We start from the raw sequence: 15,681 nt of genomic DNA, 5'->3' as shown, positions 1-15,681 counted from the left end.
TGGCCGATTAGACTTCTAGGGTCTTAGGACAGCGGGCTGTAGCGCAGCTTGGTAGCGCACTTGACTGGGGGTCAAGGGGTCGTGGGTTCAAATCCCGCCAGCCCGACATTATGCCGACGCGGAGCCCCGCGGGCGACAGCTAAGCGGAGAACTAATTTGTCGACACCAATTTCATTCGAGGTTTACCCACCTCGCAATCCGGAGTCAGCTCCCGCCCTGTACGAGGCCATTGATGTGCTTGGTGAGCTGGGCCCTAAATTCATCTCTGTCACTTTTGGTGCCGGTGGCACGGACACCTCTGGTTCAATCGAAGTGTTAAAGTACATCAATGAGAACACCAGCGCTGTCGCGCTGGCTCACCTCACCTGTGCCGGGACTTCAAAAACAGAACTCGATTCCGTCATTGGCGAGTTCCTGCAGGCAGGGATTACAGATTTCTTGGCGCTTCGGGGCGATTTGCCAATTGGGCTATCCGAACTTCCTACCGACTCGCTAAAAACTGCCAACGAGCTGGTGTCTCTAATTCGATCTTCAGCGAAAGACAGAGCCAAGCAAATCGCGGTAGCCGCTTTCCCCAACGGGCATCCCGAGTCAGGTGCAAATCGCGCGGACCTGGTTGCCCTTAGGGCAAAGCAAGATGCAGGAGCAGATTTCGCCATCACTCAGTTGTTCTTCTATGCCAGCGATTACTTCAACTTTGTGACTTTAGCCCGAGAAGCCGGTGTGACTATCCCGATCATCCCCGGCATTATGCCAATCATCTCCCACAAGCGACTGGCCAGGGTTCTAGAGCTCACGGGGGAGCGGGAGCCAGTCGAACTAGCTGCTTCTCTGGCAGCAGCTCAGGATGCCTCGGAGCGAACTGAGATTGGCATCAGCTGGGCGGCAAACCTGGTTGCCGAACTGTCCCAAGGCGGCGCCCCTGGAATTCACCTCTATGCCTTTAACGAGCACAAAAATGTTTCTGAAGTGCTGAGGCGAGCTCAGCTGGTCTAGCGCACCCGCGGCGCTAGACTCGCGCTATGGGCCTCAAGCAAGAGCTAAAAAGCATCCCGAACATGCTTAGCATTCTTCGGCTCATTTTGGTTCCCGTGTTCCTGTGGTTGTTGCTAAACGATTACCTGTATTCCGCTCTGGGAGTGCTGGCATTTGCGGGGTTCTCGGACTGGCTGGACGGTCAGATTGCAAGGCGATTCAATCAGGTCACCGAACTTGGGCGGGTTTTAGATCCGGCTGCAGATCGGCTGTACATTTTTTCCAGCCTGATTGGCCTAGTGATCAACGGCAACATTCCCGCCTGGTTGGCGGTAGCGGTTATCGGACGCGACGTCATGCTTTTGGTGGTTTACCCGATTCTTGCAACCCACGGTTACGGTCCACTGCCCGTTCACTTCCTGGGTAAAGCCGGAACTTTCGCGCTGCTTTACGCCCTCCCACTGCTGCTGCTGGCAGATCTCTGGCCAGCGGCTGATTTCATTGTTTTGCCCCTGGCGTGGGCCTTCGCCTACTGGGGAATCGGTCTTTATTGGCTGGCAGGTTTTATTTACGTCAAACAAGTGAGAGATTTGGTTTTCGGCGCTAAAAAAATCCTCTAGCATTTAGGTTCAAGGGGAGGCAAAGATGGCCAGGGAACAGTTCGATAGCGAAGACACCGCTCGCTTTTCGGAGGACTTGGTTCCTGCTTCTATTGACTCCCTAAGCTTCGAAGAGTCCAACGCCATTTCCGCCTTGCCTTCGGGATCAGCTTTGCTAATAGTCCGCAAGGGAGCGGGCCTCGGCTCTCGTTTTCTGCTGGACCAGGACATCACAGTCGCTGGGCGGCACCCAAATGCAGACATCTTTTTGGATGACGTCACGGTCTCCAGAAAGCACGCGGAGTTCATTCGCTCTGGCACTAGCTTCAAGGTCGTAGACCTTGGTTCGATGAACGGAAGTTACGTGGCTGGCAAAAGAGTCGATGACTCACCTCTGCAGCATGGCGATGAAGTACTAATTGGAAAGTTCCACATGACATTTTTTGCATCCGAAAAGGACCGTTGAAAATGGATTCGGTCCGGAAACTTCAAGATCACCTCAGGCTTTACACGATCGGCCAGGTTTTGGCGGTACTAAAGCCAGAATTCTCTGATTTGAGCCCCTCAAAGCTTCGCTTCCTCGAGGATCAGGGGCTGATCACACCTGATCGCACTGATTCTGGATACCGGAAATATTCGGAGACCCAAATCGAGCGCCTGCGAATTGTTCTCACCCTGCAGCGTGATCAGTATCTACCGCTTAGGGTCATCAAGGACTACCTCGCTGAGCTCGATGCAGGAAGGCAGCCGCTATTGCCGGCCACCTCTCCAGCCTCGCTGAGAAAGGGTCAACGCTACTCAACGGCTCAACTGAAACTTGAAACGGGCCTGAGTGACGCAGCTTTTCGAGAGGGTGCCGAACTTGGGCTATTTGGAGCTCAGCCGCATTCCTCCCACGAGGTGGAGATCGCATTTGCGCTAGTTGGGCTTGAGCAGTTCGGCATTCAGCCGCGTCACTTGCGCGGCCTGAAGTCAGCAACTGAGCGAGAAGTTGGGATTATCACCGGGGTTACCGAGCCAATTCTGCGCAAGCGCGCTCCCGACTCTGCCGCTCGTGCCGGGCACATGGCCAGAGAGATTGCCGAGCGCTTTGGCGCCATCCGGTCTCACTTAATTTCTGAGGTTATTGACTCCATCGACGGCTAATCCGACACGCCGAAGCTGTGGATAAACCATAAACCTCAGGTTGAAGGCAGACTTAACGCTAGTCAACCGCAAGGAGAATGAGCATGGAGTTCCAGGCACCAATGCTTTTCACCGATGGACTGCCAGCGCAGGACATCGGTTACCGCGGTGCATCCGCTGCAGCTGCGGCCGGCATCTCTTACCGGCAGTTGGACTACTGGGATAGAACCGGATTGGTGATTCCTTCGATTCAGACCGCAACTGGCTCTGGGTCACAGCGCCTCTACGCTTTCCGTGACATTTTGGTTTTGAAATTGGTGAAGCGCCTGCTGGACACCGGTGTTTCGCTGCAGCAAATTCGCCTCGCCGTCGAGCAGTTGAGAGCGGCAGGCATGAGCGACTTGTCAAACACAACTTTGATGTCGGATGGCGCGAGGGTATACCTCTGCACCTCTCAGGACGAGGTCATTGACCTACTGGGCCAGGGTCAGGGAGTGTTCGGAATTGCAGTTGGAAGAGTTCTGCGCGAAGTAGAGGCTACCCTGGTTGACTTCGCCGCTGAAGAGGCCAACATTCACGACGAGTTGGCCGCAAGGCGAGCTCGCAAAATCTCCTAGCGCCTAAACCAGCGCTTCTTCTTGTTTTCAGCCCTGGACTGCGGGGCATCTTCCATCGGTATGAATTCTGCAATTGGGTTTGAGCGGCCACGCAGGGCTCGACCCACGATCCCGACTCGCTCTCTGCGCTCAGCGCCAAGCTCCATGTCTGATTGGGCTCCCGCTAGAAGCCAGTCAAATCCCTTAGCAATTTCAGCGGCACCCTCGGCTGGCCAAGCGTGAATAGGGCGGGCAGCTCCGGTTGACTGCTGAATTGCCGCTCGCTCCTCGAAAAACGGCATAAGCAGCTGCTCGCCAAACATTTCGCGGAGCTCTTTGATTCGATAGTCGTGCTCATTGGACTGAGGTCTAAGACGATTGACCACCACTCCGAGCAGCTGCAGCCTCGGGGTCAGTTTTGCGCTGATTTCGGCGATTGCTTTGCGAGCTCGATCGGCCGCAATGACCGAGTAGAGCGAGGGTTCGGTGACCAAAATCACTCGGTCCGAGGCCACCCAGGCCGTACGGGTCAGGGCATTAATGCTCGGCGGGGTGTCGATTATGACCAGGTCATACTCGTCTTCGAGCTGGGCCAGTACCTCTTCCAGTTTCCAAACGTCGGAGACCGTGGGGGCCGGATTGTCTAAAAGCAGGGACCTCGGTGAACCAACCATGACGTCCACGCGGGAACCTTTGTTCCAGGGCGAGGGCACGATAGCCCGTCGAATATTCGCAATCTTTGGCGACTGAAGAACCTCGGCCACCGATGTGCCGAAGTCGCTAACCGCCCCCAATCCACTGGTTGCATCACACTGCGGGTCCAAATCGACTAAAAGAGTGTTCAAACCCTTGTTCAGGGCAGCCGAGGCCAGGCCAAGGGCGACGGTAGTTTTACCCACGCCACCTTTTAGGGAGCTAACACTGAGAACTTGCACTCGGATAGGCTACCTTTTTATCTGTCGGGTTCGCCGAAGCACCCCACCGTTTCAGTGAGGTTAGATGTTTAAAAAAATTCTCGTAGCCAACCGCGGAGAGATCGCGGTTAGAGCTTTTCGTGCGGCCTATGAGGCCGGTGCTTCGACAGTTGCGGTTTATCCGTTTGAGGATCGAAACTCGGTTCACCGCCTAAAGGCAGATGAGGCCTACGAGATTCACGCCGACGGCTCTCCGGTTCGCGCCTACCTTTCCGTCTCAGAGATCATCCGAGTCGCCAAGCAGTGCGGTGCCGATGCTATTTACCCGGGTTACGGATTTCTCTCGGAGAACCCTGACCTCGCGAGGGCGGCAGCCGAGGCAGGCATAGCGTTTGTTGGTCCAGGGCCTGAAATTCTCGAGCTAGCCGGAGACAAGGTCAACGCGAAGGCAGCGGCCATAAGAGCCGGGGTTCCGGTGCTGGCTTCAACCGAGTCATCTGATCAACCCGCAGAACTGATCCCGCAGGCCGAAAAGATTGGCTTCCCACTGTTTGTTAAGGCAGTTGCCGGCGGCGGCGGCCGCGGCATGCGCAAGGTTAACCAGGCCAGTGAGCTGCCGGATGCACTCGACGCAGCAATGAGAGAGGCGGGAAGTGCCTTTGGAGACCCGAGGGTCTTCCTGGAGCAGGCAGTAATTCGCCCCAGGCATATCGAAGTTCAGATCCTGGCAGACATGCACGGAAACATAATTCACCTGCACGAGCGCGACTGCAGCATCCAGCGCCGAAACCAAAAGGTTGTGGAAATTGCTCCGGCACCGCTGCTGGATGACGACCTGAGACAAAAGCTATTCCGGGATGCAGTCGCATTCGCGCGGGAAATCGGATATCAAAATGCCGGCACCGTGGAGTTTTTGATCGACACCGTAGGTCCAAACGCGGGTAAGCATGTTTTTATCGAGATGAACCCTCGAATCCAGGTTGAGCACACCGTAACCGAAGAAGTCACGGATGTCGACTTGGTTCAATCACAGTTGAGGATTGCCTCCGGGGCTACCCTTGAAGAACTTGGCCTTGTGCAGGACCAAATCAAGCCGCACGGTTTTGCCCTGCAGTGCCGCATCACCACTGAGGATCCCGCCGCTGGGTTCCGCCCAGACACCGGAATGATCACAACCTACCGATCCCCGGGTGGTGCAGGTATCCGCCTGGATGGCGGAACCGTAACCACCGGTGCCGAGGTCTCACCTCACTTTGACTCCATGCTCGTGAAACTCATCACACGTGGCAGGGACTTCAAGTCCACGGTTGACCGTGCCAAGCGCGCTCTCGCTGAGTTCAGAATCCGAGGCGTTGCAACCAACATCAACTTCCTGCAGGCAGTGCTCGCGGATCCAACCTTCGCCTCGGGAGAGCTTTCCACGCACTTCATCGACGAACGTCCAGAGCTGGTTAGGGGCAAGCCATCGCAAGACCGTGGCACTAAGGTGCTGCAGTGGTTGGCAGAGGTAACTGTAAATAAGCCCTACGGAACCAGAGAGGGCAAGTCTGACCCATCTCTGAAGCTTCCTGGCATTGACATCTTTACCCCGGCTCCGGATGGTTCCAAGCAACTTTTGGAGCAGCTTGGACCGGAAGGTTTTGCGAAGTGGCTGCGTGACCAGAAGACCGTCAGGGTTACCGACACGACATTTAGGGATGCCCATCAGTCCCTGCTGGCCACACGGGTGAGGGGCAGGGACCTGGTTGCTGCCGCACCTTATGTCTCGAGAATGACCCCAGAGCTACTCTCAGTAGAGGCCTGGGGTGGAGCTACCTACGATGTCGCACTGCGCTTTCTTGGAGAGGACCCCTGGAACCGTTTAGCACAGCTGCGCAAGGCGCTACCCAACCTCTGCATTCAAATGTTGCTTCGGGGTCGAAACACAGTTGGTTACACCCCCTATCCCGAGGAGGTAACCAGGGCATTCGTGTTTGAGGCAGCCAAGACCGGTGTGGACATCTTCCGCATTTTTGATGCGCTCAACGACGTTGATCAAATGACCCCTGCAATCAAGGCGGTCAGAGAGACTGGCACAGCGGTGGCTGAAGTCGCCATGAGTTACACCGGAAATCTGCTTGATCCCAAAGAAGACCTCTACACCCTGGACTACTATCTGGGGTTAGCTCAGCGAATAGTTGACGCTGGTGCTCACATCCTTGCGATCAAGGACATGGCAGGGCTGCTTCGCCCAGAAGCCGCCCGTATGCTTGTGAGCGCACTCAGGGAGCGTTTCGACCTCCCGGTTCACCTGCACACCCACGACACTGCCGGAGGTCAGCTCGCAACCTTATTGGCAGCCGTATCGGCTGGGGTGGACGCGGTAGACGTGGCCAGTGCGCCGATGGCTGGAACCACCTCTCAACCCTCGGCTTCAGCCTTAGTTGCGGCGCTCGCGGATACTGCAGCAGACACAGGTCTTGACCTGCAAAAGGTCACTGACCTGGAGCCCTACTGGGAAGCCGTGCGCAAGGTCTACGCTCCATTCGAATCTGGCCTCCCGGGGCCCACCGGCAGGGTTTATCGTCACGAAATTCCAGGCGGCCAGCTCTCTAACCTCAGACAGCAGGCAATCGCACTGGGGCTCGGGGACCGCTTTGAGCTTGTTGAGCAGATGTATGCCGAGGCCAACCGGATTTTAGGACGCCCTCCCAAGGTCACACCCTCTTCCAAGGTGGTCGGAGATCTCGCCTTGCACCTGGTTGCCGTTGGCGCTGACCCTGCCGACTTCGAACAAAACCCCCAGAATTACGACATCCCAGACAGCGTTGTGGGCTTTATGGCGGGCGAACTGGGCGATCTGCCGGGAGGGTGGCCAGAGCCTTTCCGCTCCAAGGTCCTCGCTGGCAAAAAGGTAGACATCTCGGTCACTCCTGTGTCTGATGAGGACCTGGCCACCCTGCAGTCTGGCGAATCAAAGTCAGTGCGAGCCACCTTGAATCGGCTTCTGTTCCCAACACCCACCAAGGAATTTGAGCGTGTTTCAAACCTCTACGGTCAATTGGACAACGTTGAAACCCTGGACTACCTCTACGGCCTGGATTCTGAAATGGAACACGTGGTAGAGCTCCGAAAGGGACTGCAGCTGTTTGTCGGCCTCGAGGCCATCTCCGAGGCTGACCCCAAGGGTTTCAGAACCGTCATGGCGAAACTGAACGGGCAGCTTCGTCCAGTGACGGTGCGCGATCACAGCATCCAGGTGGCGGTGACCAGCGCGGAGAAAGCCGATGCATCAAACCCCGCTCACGTAGCCGCTCCCTTCACCGGTGTTGTGACTGCAAAGGTGGTTGTAGGGGAGCAGGTTCAGGTTGGCCAGGTGATTGCCTCCATAGAGGCGATGAAAATGGAAGCGAGCATTACTTCGAGTGTTGCCGGAGTGGTGCAGCGCCTGGGGGTATCGGGTCCAACGCCGGTCGAAGGTGGAGATCTGATTGCGGTGATTGGTTAGTCGATGGCAGAGATTCCGGAGCGGGACTATTCCTCGGGTGAAGCCACAGACTTTTCAGAACTTGAATTAGATCCGCAGACGTCGACGGTAGCTCAGGTGTTGTCCGAGACCAGCTCAGTTACCATTTCACCACCGGTCTTCGATGAGCCAGAACCAGCCTCCATGCTAACCTCCGACCGACTCTTGCAGGACAAGGCTCGACCCAAGGGAATTCCAGAGACTTTTGGTCGGCGGGCCGTCTATCGAATTACCTTTGGGGCGTTGAATCTGGGGGACAACTCCAAGGTTTTGGCTCGAAAAGCGCTAGATCGCCGCATTGGCCAAGCGCTTCCCGGTGGCACCAGGTTTGTTCCTATTCTCACTCGCAAGGGTGGCGTGGGGAAGACGACGGTCACAACCTTGATTGGCATGGCTTTGGCCAAAGTTCGAGAAGATCGAATTCTTGCAATTGACGCTAACCCTGACCGCGGGACCCTTAGTGAGCGAGTTCCGCGCGGGACAGAAAAAACTGTCAGGGATGTGGTCAATAAGGCCAGCTCCATCAACGGCTTCAAAGTATTTTCGGACTATGTCTCTCGGGATGTAACGCGGCTTGACGTGCTGGCTTCGGACACCGACCCGATGGTCTCCGAAGCATTTGACGAGGGTGATTACAACGTGGTTGCAGACATCGCCTCGCGCTACTACTCGGTGGTGTTGACTGACTGCGGGACCGGAATTGTCCACAGCGTGATGCGGGCGGTTTTGCAGCGCGCGGATTCCCTGGTCATTGTTTCGGGAGGATCGATTGATGAGGCCAAGCTTGCAAGCGAGACCCTCACGTGGCTCGAAGCAAACGGTTACTCGGACCTCGTCAAAGATGCTGTTGTCGCACTCAATACGGCAACATTCGGAACCGACCTGGTCAAGATTGACGAAATCGAGTCTCACTTTGCCACCCGTGTGAGGGCAGTGGTGCGGATTCCCTACGATCCAGTTTTGGCTGCCGGAGCCGAAATAAACTTTGACCGCCTTAGCCCAGCCACCAAGCAGGCGGCTCGTGACTTGGCGGCTTTAGTGATTGATGGATTGAGCCTTGAGCGTTAGAGAAATTCGCCTCTTCGGCGATCCTGTCCTCAAAACTCCAACTCAAAAAATTACAGACCTTCGCGCGGCTGAGACTCTGATTCAGGATTTGCTTGACACCACAGCTTTACCCGGTCGAGCTGGAGTGGCCGCAACTCAAATTGGAGTTGGCCTGGCAGCCTTCTCCTACAACGTCGACGGCGTGATTGGCTACCTGATAAACCCCGAAATTGTTGAACTCTCGGGCGAGGTTGAGCTGGTTGAGGAGGGGTGCCTGTCCGTGCCGGGTCTGTGGCATAAAACCCCGAGGTACCCAAGGGCAAAGGCGAAAGGCCTGCAGCTTGACGGCTCCGAGGTAATTATCGAGGGTGAGGGGCTATTGGCTCAGGCGCTGCAGCACGAGTGCGATCACCTCGAAGGCAAGCTTTATCTAGACCGGTTATTAACTGAAGAGCGCAAGCTCGCTTTCGCGAACTTGCGCCAACAGAGCTGGTTTTTGAACTAGCTGTAGATTCTCTCCACGTGCAGAGCGAAGTCTGCCAGCACCTTGGGTCGTTTAATCTTCAACGAGGGTGTCAGGTGTCCTGAGGCTTCGGTCAATTCGACGTCAAGGATTTCGAACTGCTTAATCTGCTCAGCGGTTGAGAACTTGGTGTTCACGGCCGCAACTGCAGCGGTGATTTCTTCCTTGATTCTCGGGTGCTTGGCGGCCTCGGCAAGAGTCAGCTTCTCGGCGATGCCGTTGTTCGCGCACCATACCGGCACCATTTCAGGGTCAAGTGAAATCAGAGCTCCGATGTAAGGCTTGGCGTCTCCAATTACTACGACCTGGCCAATTAGTGGATGCGCGCGTAGCGGGTCCTCGATCGGTGCTGGGGCTACGTTTTTGCCTCCGGCTGTAACAAGGATTTCCTTCTTGCGGCCGGTAATGGTGAGGAAGCCGTCCTCATCAAGCTCACCGATGTCGCCGGTGCGGAACCAGTCCTCTACGAATGCGTCGCGGGTAGCGGCCTCGTTGCGCCAGTAGCCGCGCATCACGTTGATGCCGCGAAGCCAGACCTCACCGTCATCAGCAATCTTGATACCGGTTCCCGGCAGGGCGCGGCCGACCTTCCCAATCTTCTGCCAGCTGACACGCCCAATTACGGCAGCGGCAGCGGTCTCGGTGAGACCGTAGCCCTCCAGGACGATCAGGCCGATTCCGCGGTAGAAGTGTCCCAACCTAGCGCCCAAAGGAGCTCCACCGCTGATGGCGTACTTCACCTGTCCACCCATCGCAGCACGAAGCTTGGAGTAAACCAGCTTGTCGAAGACACCGTGCTTGAGTTTGATCGCAAAACCTGGACCCGATTTGGTGTCTAGGGCCTTGGAGTATTCGATGGCAACCTCGGCGGCAGCGCGGAAGATTTTGCCCTTGCCAGCTGCCTCAGCCTTCAGCTCGGCACCGTTGTAAACCTTCTCGAAAACTCTTGGAACTGCAAGCAGGAAGGTTGGGTTGAAAGTCGGCAGGGTTTCCGCCACAGCCTTGGTGTCACCCAGGTGACCCACTCGGATTCCCGCGTAAACACAAAGTACCGACACGTATCTAGCCAGAATGTGTGCCAGAGGAAGGAAGATCAGCGAGTGCTGCTTGTCGTTGGCAATTTCGGGAAGCTCGGCGGCTGCGTTTTTACAGTGGTCCACCAAAGACTTGTGGGTTAGTTCGCAGCCCTTGGGGTTACCGGTGGTTCCCGAGGTGTAGACGATGGTTGCGAGGTCTGTGATGTGGGCGTTGGTGCGAGCTTTTTCAAGCTGCTCGTCTGAGACGCTCTCACCAGACTGGTTGAGCGCGGCGTATTCCTTGCTGTCAATCTTCCAAACGTTGGTCACCTTTGGAGTGTTTCCGCGAATCTGGTTTACGCGCTCGAGCTGCTCGTCATTTTCAATAAACAGGGCAATTGAGTCTGAGTCAGAGAGAATCCATTCGATTTGCGAGGGGGAACTCGATTCGTAGATTGGCACGGTAACGGCTCCCGCAAACCAAATTGCAAAGTCAATAACTGTCCACTCGTAGCGAGTCTTAGACATGATTGCCACTGCCTGGCCCGGGGTAATGCCGGCGGCAATTAAGCCCTTGGCAGCCGACCTGACGTCGGAGAGGAACTCGGCTGAGGTGACATTGCGCCAGGACTTGTCAGCATTCTGGCGGGAAAATAGCGGGTGATCGGGGTTCTTGGCCACACGCTGCATCAGCAAATCTGTAGCGTTTTCGCTGGGGTTAGATTCAACCTTGAGTGGAACATCGTAAAACGTCATTGTTTCTCCCAATTCTTGAGTTTGAAACACTCTAATCGAACATTTTTTGGGCCAATACCGTCATCGTTAACTTTTTGTTTTCTTTTTATAACGACCCGGAGTGCGCCTAAAATTTAGCCACTGGTGAACCCGGGGATTTGAGGATTTTTTGCTATCGGTGGGCGTAGACATTGGCGGAACTAAAATTCTTGGTGCACTTGTCAGCGAGTCCGGGGAAATCATCTACGAGGCGAGAGTTCCTTCTCCTGCCCAGGACCCTGATTTGATGGTGATGACTGTCGTAGACCTAATTCGTGATGTCTCCTCGCACGCCAAAGAAAAGGTAGTCGGAGCGGGTGTCGCGGCTGCGGGGTTTATTGACGCAAACCAGTCCACAATCCTTTACGCGCCCAACCTGAACTGGCGCAATGAGCCTTTCAGAGATCGTTTGGCGCAGCACCTTGACCTGCCAATTGTCATCGAGAACGACGCCAACGCTGCGGGCTGGGCTGAATACAAATTCGGAGCCGGGAAAAACACCAAGGACATGGTCATGCTCACCCTGGGCACCGGCGTCGGTGGCGCCGTAGTGGCCGACTACAAACTTCGTCGCGGCGGTTTTGGCATGGCCGGTGAGCTTGGTCACGTGAGGGTGGTTCAGGACGGAAAGCAGTGTGGCTGCGGTCGCAAGGGATGTGTTGAGCAGTATTCCTCAGGAACCGCGGTAGTAAAAGCCGCTCGTAAGCTCGCTGGTAGTGCCGGGCCTGCAGGGCAGCGCCTTCGAGAACTAAAGGAGCGCGACGGCGAGCTCGGCGGGCAGCAGGTTTACGCCGCGCTCTTGGAGCAAGATCCTGCCGTGCTGGGCATCTTCAGAGACGCCGGCCGCTACCTGGGTCAGGCAATGGCAACCATCACCGCAGTGCTCGACCCTGAGGTCTACGTGATCGGCGGGGGAGTGTCGGAGGCTGGGGATTTGATTCTTGACCCCATTCGAGAGGGATTTTTAGGAGACCTTCCAGCCCGGGGATTTAGGCCGGAGGCCCGAATCGTGACTGCTGCTTTCACAAATCAAGCCGGTGTTATCGGCGCTGCGGACCTGGCTCGCGAGTCTCTCGCTAAGCTTTAGTTCTCAGGACTGGAGCGGAAATTGGCTTACTTCATAATCAAGAACTTCATCCTCGGCCCCATTCTGCAAATTTTGTTTCGCCCTTGGGTGCGCGGGGCAAAAAACATTCCCAACTCTGGCGGCGCCATTTTGGCCTCCAATCACCTGTCATTTTCCGATTCAATCTTCTTGCCGCTCAAGGTTCGCCGCCCAGTGACCTTTCTTGCCAAAAGTGACTACTTCACGGGCAAGGGAATTAAGGGAGCTTTGATTCGCTGGTTTTTCCTCTCCACCGGCCAGTTGCCAATCGACCGCTCCGGCGGAAAAGCCTCTGAAGACTCGCTCAACACCGGACTTGGAGTCCTAGAGCGTGGGTTACTGCTGGGGATTTACCCGGAGGGCACTCGTTCGCCCGATGCCAAGCTTTACCGTGGCCGCACTGGCATCGCCCGAATGGTGCTGGAGGCTAGGGTTCCGGTGGTTCCAGTCGCCATGATTGACACCGAAAAGGTCCAACCAATTGGCTCCAAGTATCCAAAGATTCGCCGAGTCGGAGTAGTTATCGGTGAGCCACTGGATTTCTCTCGCTTTGCAGGCATGGAGGGGGAGCGCGCGGTGCTGCGCGCGGTGACCGACCAAATCGTTTACTCGATTATGCAGCTGAGCAAACAGGAGTATGAGGATGTCTACGCCTCTACAGTTAAGAGTCGAATGGCTAAGGCCGCCTAGGTAAAAAGGGAAACACGTGACTGATTTTGGATTAGACAATTACCTCAACCTCGAGGCGAAGCAGCAGCCGACCTGGGCCGACCTCGATGAGCTTGCAAATGTAAAACAGCAGCTTGCCCTCCAGCCACCGCTGGTATTCGCCGGGGAGGTCGACACGCTGCGCGAGCGCCTGGCTGCTGCAGCCAGAGGCGAGGCCTTTTTGCTTCAGGGTGGTGACTGCGCTGAGACTTTTGTGGATGCCACCGCGGATCGGATTCGCAACCGCATCAAGACCGTTTTGCAGATGGCAGTTGTCTTGATGTACGGCTCTTCACTGCCGGTAATCAAAATGGGCCGGATGGCTGGACAGTTTGCCAAGCCCAGGTCTTCCGACACCGAAACTCGTGATGGTGTAACGCTGCCGGCCTACCGCGGCGATGCCGTCAATGGCTACGACTTCACTGAGCAATCCAGGCGGAATGATGCAAATCGTCTGATGCAGGCCTACCACACCTCCGCGAGCACACTCAATCTGATTCGCGCTTTTACCACCGGTGGGTTTGCGGATCTCCGCGAGGTCCACGCCTGGAACAAGGGCTTCACCGACAACCCAGCCAACAAGCAGTACGAGTCCATTGCCGGTGATATCGATCGCGCCATGAGGTTCATGGAGGCCTGTGGGGTGGATTCTGCAGAGCTTCGCAGCACTGAGTTCTTCGTTTCTCACGAGGGCCTGCTTTTTGACTACGAACGCCCCCTAACTCGAATTGATTCAAGAACCAGCACCCCTTATGCGACCAGCGGTCACTTCATTTGGATTGGGGAGCGCACACGGCAGCTTGCTGGTGCTCACGTTGATTTCTTCTCCAGAATTAGAAACCCGCTCGGGGTAAAGCTCGGTCCAACCACTCAGCCCGAAGATGTTCAAAGACTGATCGACATTCTTGACCCCAACCGTGAGCCGGGCAGGCTGACCTTCATCTCTCGGATGGGCGCCGGCAAGATTCGCGAGGAGTTGCCCAAGTTAGTTGCAGCAGCCCGCGATCACGGAGCTCAGCCGCTTTGGATCACCGACCCGATGCACGGCAACGGAATAACCACTAAAAATGGCTACAAGTCCCGACGATTCGAGGACGTCATGGATGAGGTAATGGGCTTTTTTGAGGTTCATCGCGAACTCGGCACCCACCCCGGTGGTCTTCACGTTGAGCTAACCGGCGATGATGTTGCTGAGTGCTTGGGGGGTTCAGAGATGATCGATGAGGCAACCCTGGAGGAGCGCTACGAGTCAGTGTGTGATCCTCGCCTAAACCACATGCAATCACTTGAGTTGGCCTTCTTGGTTGCCGAACAGCTCGTACAGACTCAGAGACGGTAGCAGTGGAACTCAATGGCGTTGACTCTTGGCTAACCATCGATGAGGTGGCGCAGCAGCTTGGCGTTTCGGCTTCAAAAGTGCGCAGGCTGATTGAGGAGTACGTGCTCTTCAGCGTGCGTCGCGACAAACAGCCAATGGTCCCTGCTCACCTGATTCAAAATGGAGAGCCGCTGGCCAGCATTCGAGGCACCCTCATTCTCCTCCACGACAACGGGATGAGTGACGAGGAGTCCATTGAATGGCTCTACCAGCACAATGCTGAACTAGGTGCAATTCCGATCTATGAGCTGATCAAGGGCCACAAGGCCCCGGTGAGACGAGCCGCCCAAACGCTGGGCTAACTACTTGCTGCGCTTGATAACCGCTTCGGTAAGTCGTGCCAGCATTTCTCTACCCTGATCTGAAATTTCAAGCTCAGCGAGGGCGGCAATGGCCCGATCGGAGTATTCCTGGATTAGCTTCTCGGTCTTAGCAAGTGCTCCGGATTCCTCAATGCTCTCTCGCATGAAGGCGAGCTGGCTCTCGTCGATTTCGCCGCTGGTTAGCAGCTCCTCGAAGATGTTTGCAACGGAAGTTGGCAAGGCCTCAAGGGTAAGCCCGGTCAAAACGGTTCGCTTTCCTTCCCGCAGGTCATCACCCGCCGGCTTGCCCGTCACGGCGGGATCACCAAATACCCCGAGAATGTCGTCCCTGAGCTGAAAGGCCATTCCGAGCGGAATCCCGAAGTCGCTTAGGCCCTTTAGCTTGTCCGCCCCGGCGCCCGCCAAGGCGGCGCCAATCAGCAGGGGAGCCTCGAGGCTGTATTTTGCGGTCTTGTAGAGCATGACTCGATTTGCCCTGGCAACTGCCTCGGATTTTTCTCGCATAGGGGCAGCATTTTCCTCCAGCACATCCAGGTATTGTCCAGCCATTACCTCAAAGCGCATTTTGGAGAACTCGGAGCGGCAACGTGCCTCTGCGTCCTCGCCGATTGAGTGCAGCAGTGCCTCACCAAAGAGCTCGGAGGACCAGGAGAGCATCATGTCCCCAACCAGCACCGAACCTGCCACCCCGAATCGCTCATGCGTCCCGGCATAGCCGTGATTTTTGTGCAGTACTTCAAATCTCTTGTGAATCGCTGGCTTGCCCCTGCGAGTATCGGATTGATCAAGCAGGTCATCGTGCACTAGAGCGGCAGCGTGGAACATTTCCAGAGCAGATGCCACGGCGATGATGGGGTCTTCAGCCTTGAGATCCTCAGGTTCTACCGGCTCAGCTCGCTGCCCAGCCCATGCCCAAAAGGCGAACAGGGCTCTGAATCGCTTTCCGCCCTCGAGAAGATCCTGCGTGAAATCCATTATTGGACCCAGGTCTTCGGAAATTTCTAGCAGCTCTTTGCGCTTGACATCGCAGTAGTCATTCAGGTGCCGCTGTACAAGATTTAACAGGATTTCTTGAGACATGGGGGATAGCCTA

At 56.0% G+C, this 15,681-nt stretch carries 15 protein-coding genes and 1 tRNA gene; 13 read left to right on the top strand and 3 right to left on the bottom strand.

Annotated elements, in window-relative coordinates:
• The first annotated feature begins 32 nt into the window (after positions 1–32).
• From HRU87_RS04315 to HRU87_RS04290, 6 genes are all read left to right on the top strand, one after another.
• A tRNA-Pro gene (locus HRU87_RS04315) sits at positions 33–106 on the top strand.
• 50 nt (positions 107–156) lie between these two features.
• The gene (locus HRU87_RS04310; protein WP_173493705.1) at positions 157–996 is read left to right on the top strand and encodes a methylenetetrahydrofolate reductase; all 840 of its coding nucleotides are present in this window, start codon (positions 157–159) and stop codon (positions 994–996) included.
• A gap of 26 nt (positions 997–1,022) precedes the next feature.
• The gene (locus HRU87_RS04305) at positions 1,023–1,595 is read left to right on the top strand and encodes a CDP-alcohol phosphatidyltransferase family protein (RefSeq protein WP_173493704.1); all 573 of its coding nucleotides are present in this window, start codon (positions 1,023–1,025) and stop codon (positions 1,593–1,595) included.
• A gap of 25 nt (positions 1,596–1,620) precedes the next feature.
• Positions 1,621–2,040, top strand: a complete 420-nt coding sequence (locus HRU87_RS04300; RefSeq protein WP_173493703.1) for an FHA domain-containing protein — start codon at positions 1,621–1,623, stop codon at positions 2,038–2,040.
• 2 nt (positions 2,041–2,042) lie between these two features.
• Positions 2,043–2,720 (top strand): transcriptional regulator FtsR, encoded by a 678-nt coding sequence (gene ftsR, locus HRU87_RS04295; protein ID WP_173493702.1) that lies wholly within the window; start codon positions 2,043–2,045, stop codon positions 2,718–2,720.
• 77 nt (positions 2,721–2,797) lie between these two features.
• Positions 2,798–3,316 (top strand): MerR family transcriptional regulator, encoded by a 519-nt coding sequence (locus HRU87_RS04290; RefSeq protein WP_425483681.1) that lies wholly within the window; start codon positions 2,798–2,800, stop codon positions 3,314–3,316.
• Here the strand turns inward: HRU87_RS04290 and HRU87_RS04285 are convergent.
• A complete protein-coding gene (locus HRU87_RS04285) occupies positions 3,313–4,230 on the bottom strand; it encodes a ParA family protein (RefSeq protein ID WP_173493701.1) in 918 nt (305 codons plus the stop codon). The genes HRU87_RS04290 and HRU87_RS04285 overlap by 4 nt on opposite strands.
• A 64-nt stretch (positions 4,231–4,294) precedes the next feature.
• On the opposite strand from HRU87_RS04285, the gene HRU87_RS04280 reads away from it, so the two are divergent.
• From HRU87_RS04280 to HRU87_RS04270, 3 genes are read left to right on the top strand one after another with little or no spacing between them, the layout of a single operon-like run.
• A complete protein-coding gene (locus HRU87_RS04280; RefSeq protein ID WP_173493700.1) occupies positions 4,295–7,696 on the top strand; it encodes a pyruvate carboxylase in 3,402 nt (1,133 codons plus the stop codon).
• Positions 7,697–7,699: 3 nt separating this feature from the next.
• On the top strand, positions 7,700–8,782 hold the full coding sequence (locus HRU87_RS04275) for a MinD/ParA family ATP-binding protein (RefSeq protein WP_173493699.1): 1,083 nt from the start codon (positions 7,700–7,702) through the stop codon (positions 8,780–8,782).
• Positions 8,772–9,266: a peptide deformylase gene (locus HRU87_RS04270; protein ID WP_173493698.1), complete on the top strand. Its 495-nt coding sequence runs from the start codon at positions 8,772–8,774 to the stop codon at positions 9,264–9,266. The genes HRU87_RS04275 and HRU87_RS04270 overlap by 11 nt, the downstream gene beginning before the upstream one ends.
• Here HRU87_RS04270 and HRU87_RS04265 read toward each other — a convergent pair.
• Positions 9,263–11,056: an AMP-dependent synthetase/ligase gene (locus tag HRU87_RS04265; RefSeq protein ID WP_173493697.1), complete on the bottom strand. Its 1,794-nt coding sequence runs from the start codon at positions 11,054–11,056 to the stop codon at positions 9,263–9,265. The genes HRU87_RS04270 and HRU87_RS04265 overlap by 4 nt on opposite strands.
• Before the next feature lie 157 nt (positions 11,057–11,213).
• On the opposite strand from HRU87_RS04265, the gene HRU87_RS04260 reads away from it, so the two are divergent.
• The 4 genes from HRU87_RS04260 to HRU87_RS04245 are packed head-to-tail and all read left to right on the top strand — an operon-like array spanning position 11,214 to position 14,567.
• On the top strand, positions 11,214–12,161 hold the full coding sequence (locus tag HRU87_RS04260; protein ID WP_343035102.1) for an ROK family glucokinase: 948 nt from the start codon (positions 11,214–11,216) through the stop codon (positions 12,159–12,161).
• A gap of 21 nt (positions 12,162–12,182) precedes the next feature.
• Positions 12,183–12,869, top strand: coding sequence for a lysophospholipid acyltransferase family protein (locus HRU87_RS04255; protein ID WP_173493695.1), 687 nt, complete (start codon positions 12,183–12,185; stop codon positions 12,867–12,869).
• Positions 12,870–12,885: 16 nt separating this feature from the next.
• Positions 12,886–14,226 (top strand): class II 3-deoxy-7-phosphoheptulonate synthase, encoded by a 1,341-nt coding sequence (locus tag HRU87_RS04250; RefSeq protein WP_173493694.1) that lies wholly within the window; start codon positions 12,886–12,888, stop codon positions 14,224–14,226.
• Positions 14,227–14,228: 2 nt separating this feature from the next.
• On the top strand, positions 14,229–14,567 hold the full coding sequence (locus tag HRU87_RS04245; RefSeq protein WP_173493693.1) for an Rv2175c family DNA-binding protein: 339 nt from the start codon (positions 14,229–14,231) through the stop codon (positions 14,565–14,567).
• Here HRU87_RS04245 and HRU87_RS04240 read toward each other — a convergent pair whose 3' ends face one another.
• Positions 14,568–15,668, bottom strand: a complete 1,101-nt coding sequence (locus HRU87_RS04240; RefSeq protein ID WP_173493692.1) for a polyprenyl synthetase family protein — start codon at positions 15,666–15,668, stop codon at positions 14,568–14,570. It lies immediately after the preceding gene.
• Positions 15,669–15,681: the final 13 nt, after the last annotated feature.

This window comes from Aquiluna borgnonia (assembly GCF_013283855.1).
GTDB classification, from domain to species: domain Bacteria; phylum Actinomycetota; class Actinomycetes; order Actinomycetales; family Microbacteriaceae; genus Aquiluna; species Aquiluna borgnonia.
The sequence above is the reverse complement of the archived record's forward strand: the minus strand, read 5'-3'. Positions and strand labels throughout refer to the sequence as shown.

What these genes read in the sequence shown, in the direction of transcription:
- HRU87_RS04275 (WP_173493699.1), top strand. Translation starts at nt 7,700, where the DNA reads ATGGCAGAGATTCCGGAGCGGGACTATTCCTCGGGTGAAGCCACAGAC.
- HRU87_RS04280 (WP_173493700.1), top strand. Translation starts at nt 4,295, where the DNA reads ATGTTTAAAAAAATTCTCGTAGCCAACCGCGGAGAGATCGCGGTTAGA.
- HRU87_RS04305 (WP_173493704.1), top strand. Translation starts at nt 1,023, where the DNA reads ATGGGCCTCAAGCAAGAGCTAAAAAGCATCCCGAACATGCTTAGCATT.
- ftsR (WP_173493702.1), top strand. Translation starts at nt 2,043, where the DNA reads ATGGATTCGGTCCGGAAACTTCAAGATCACCTCAGGCTTTACACGATC.
- HRU87_RS04290 (WP_425483681.1), top strand. Translation starts at nt 2,798, where the DNA reads ATGAGCATGGAGTTCCAGGCACCAATGCTTTTCACCGATGGACTGCCA.
- HRU87_RS04300 (WP_173493703.1), top strand. Translation starts at nt 1,621, where the DNA reads ATGGCCAGGGAACAGTTCGATAGCGAAGACACCGCTCGCTTTTCGGAG.
- HRU87_RS04265 (WP_173493697.1), bottom strand. Translation starts at nt 11,056, where the DNA reads ATGACGTTTTACGATGTTCCACTCAAGGTTGAATCTAACCCCAGCGAA.
- HRU87_RS04240 (WP_173493692.1), bottom strand. Translation starts at nt 15,668, where the DNA reads ATGTCTCAAGAAATCCTGTTAAATCTTGTACAGCGGCACCTGAATGAC.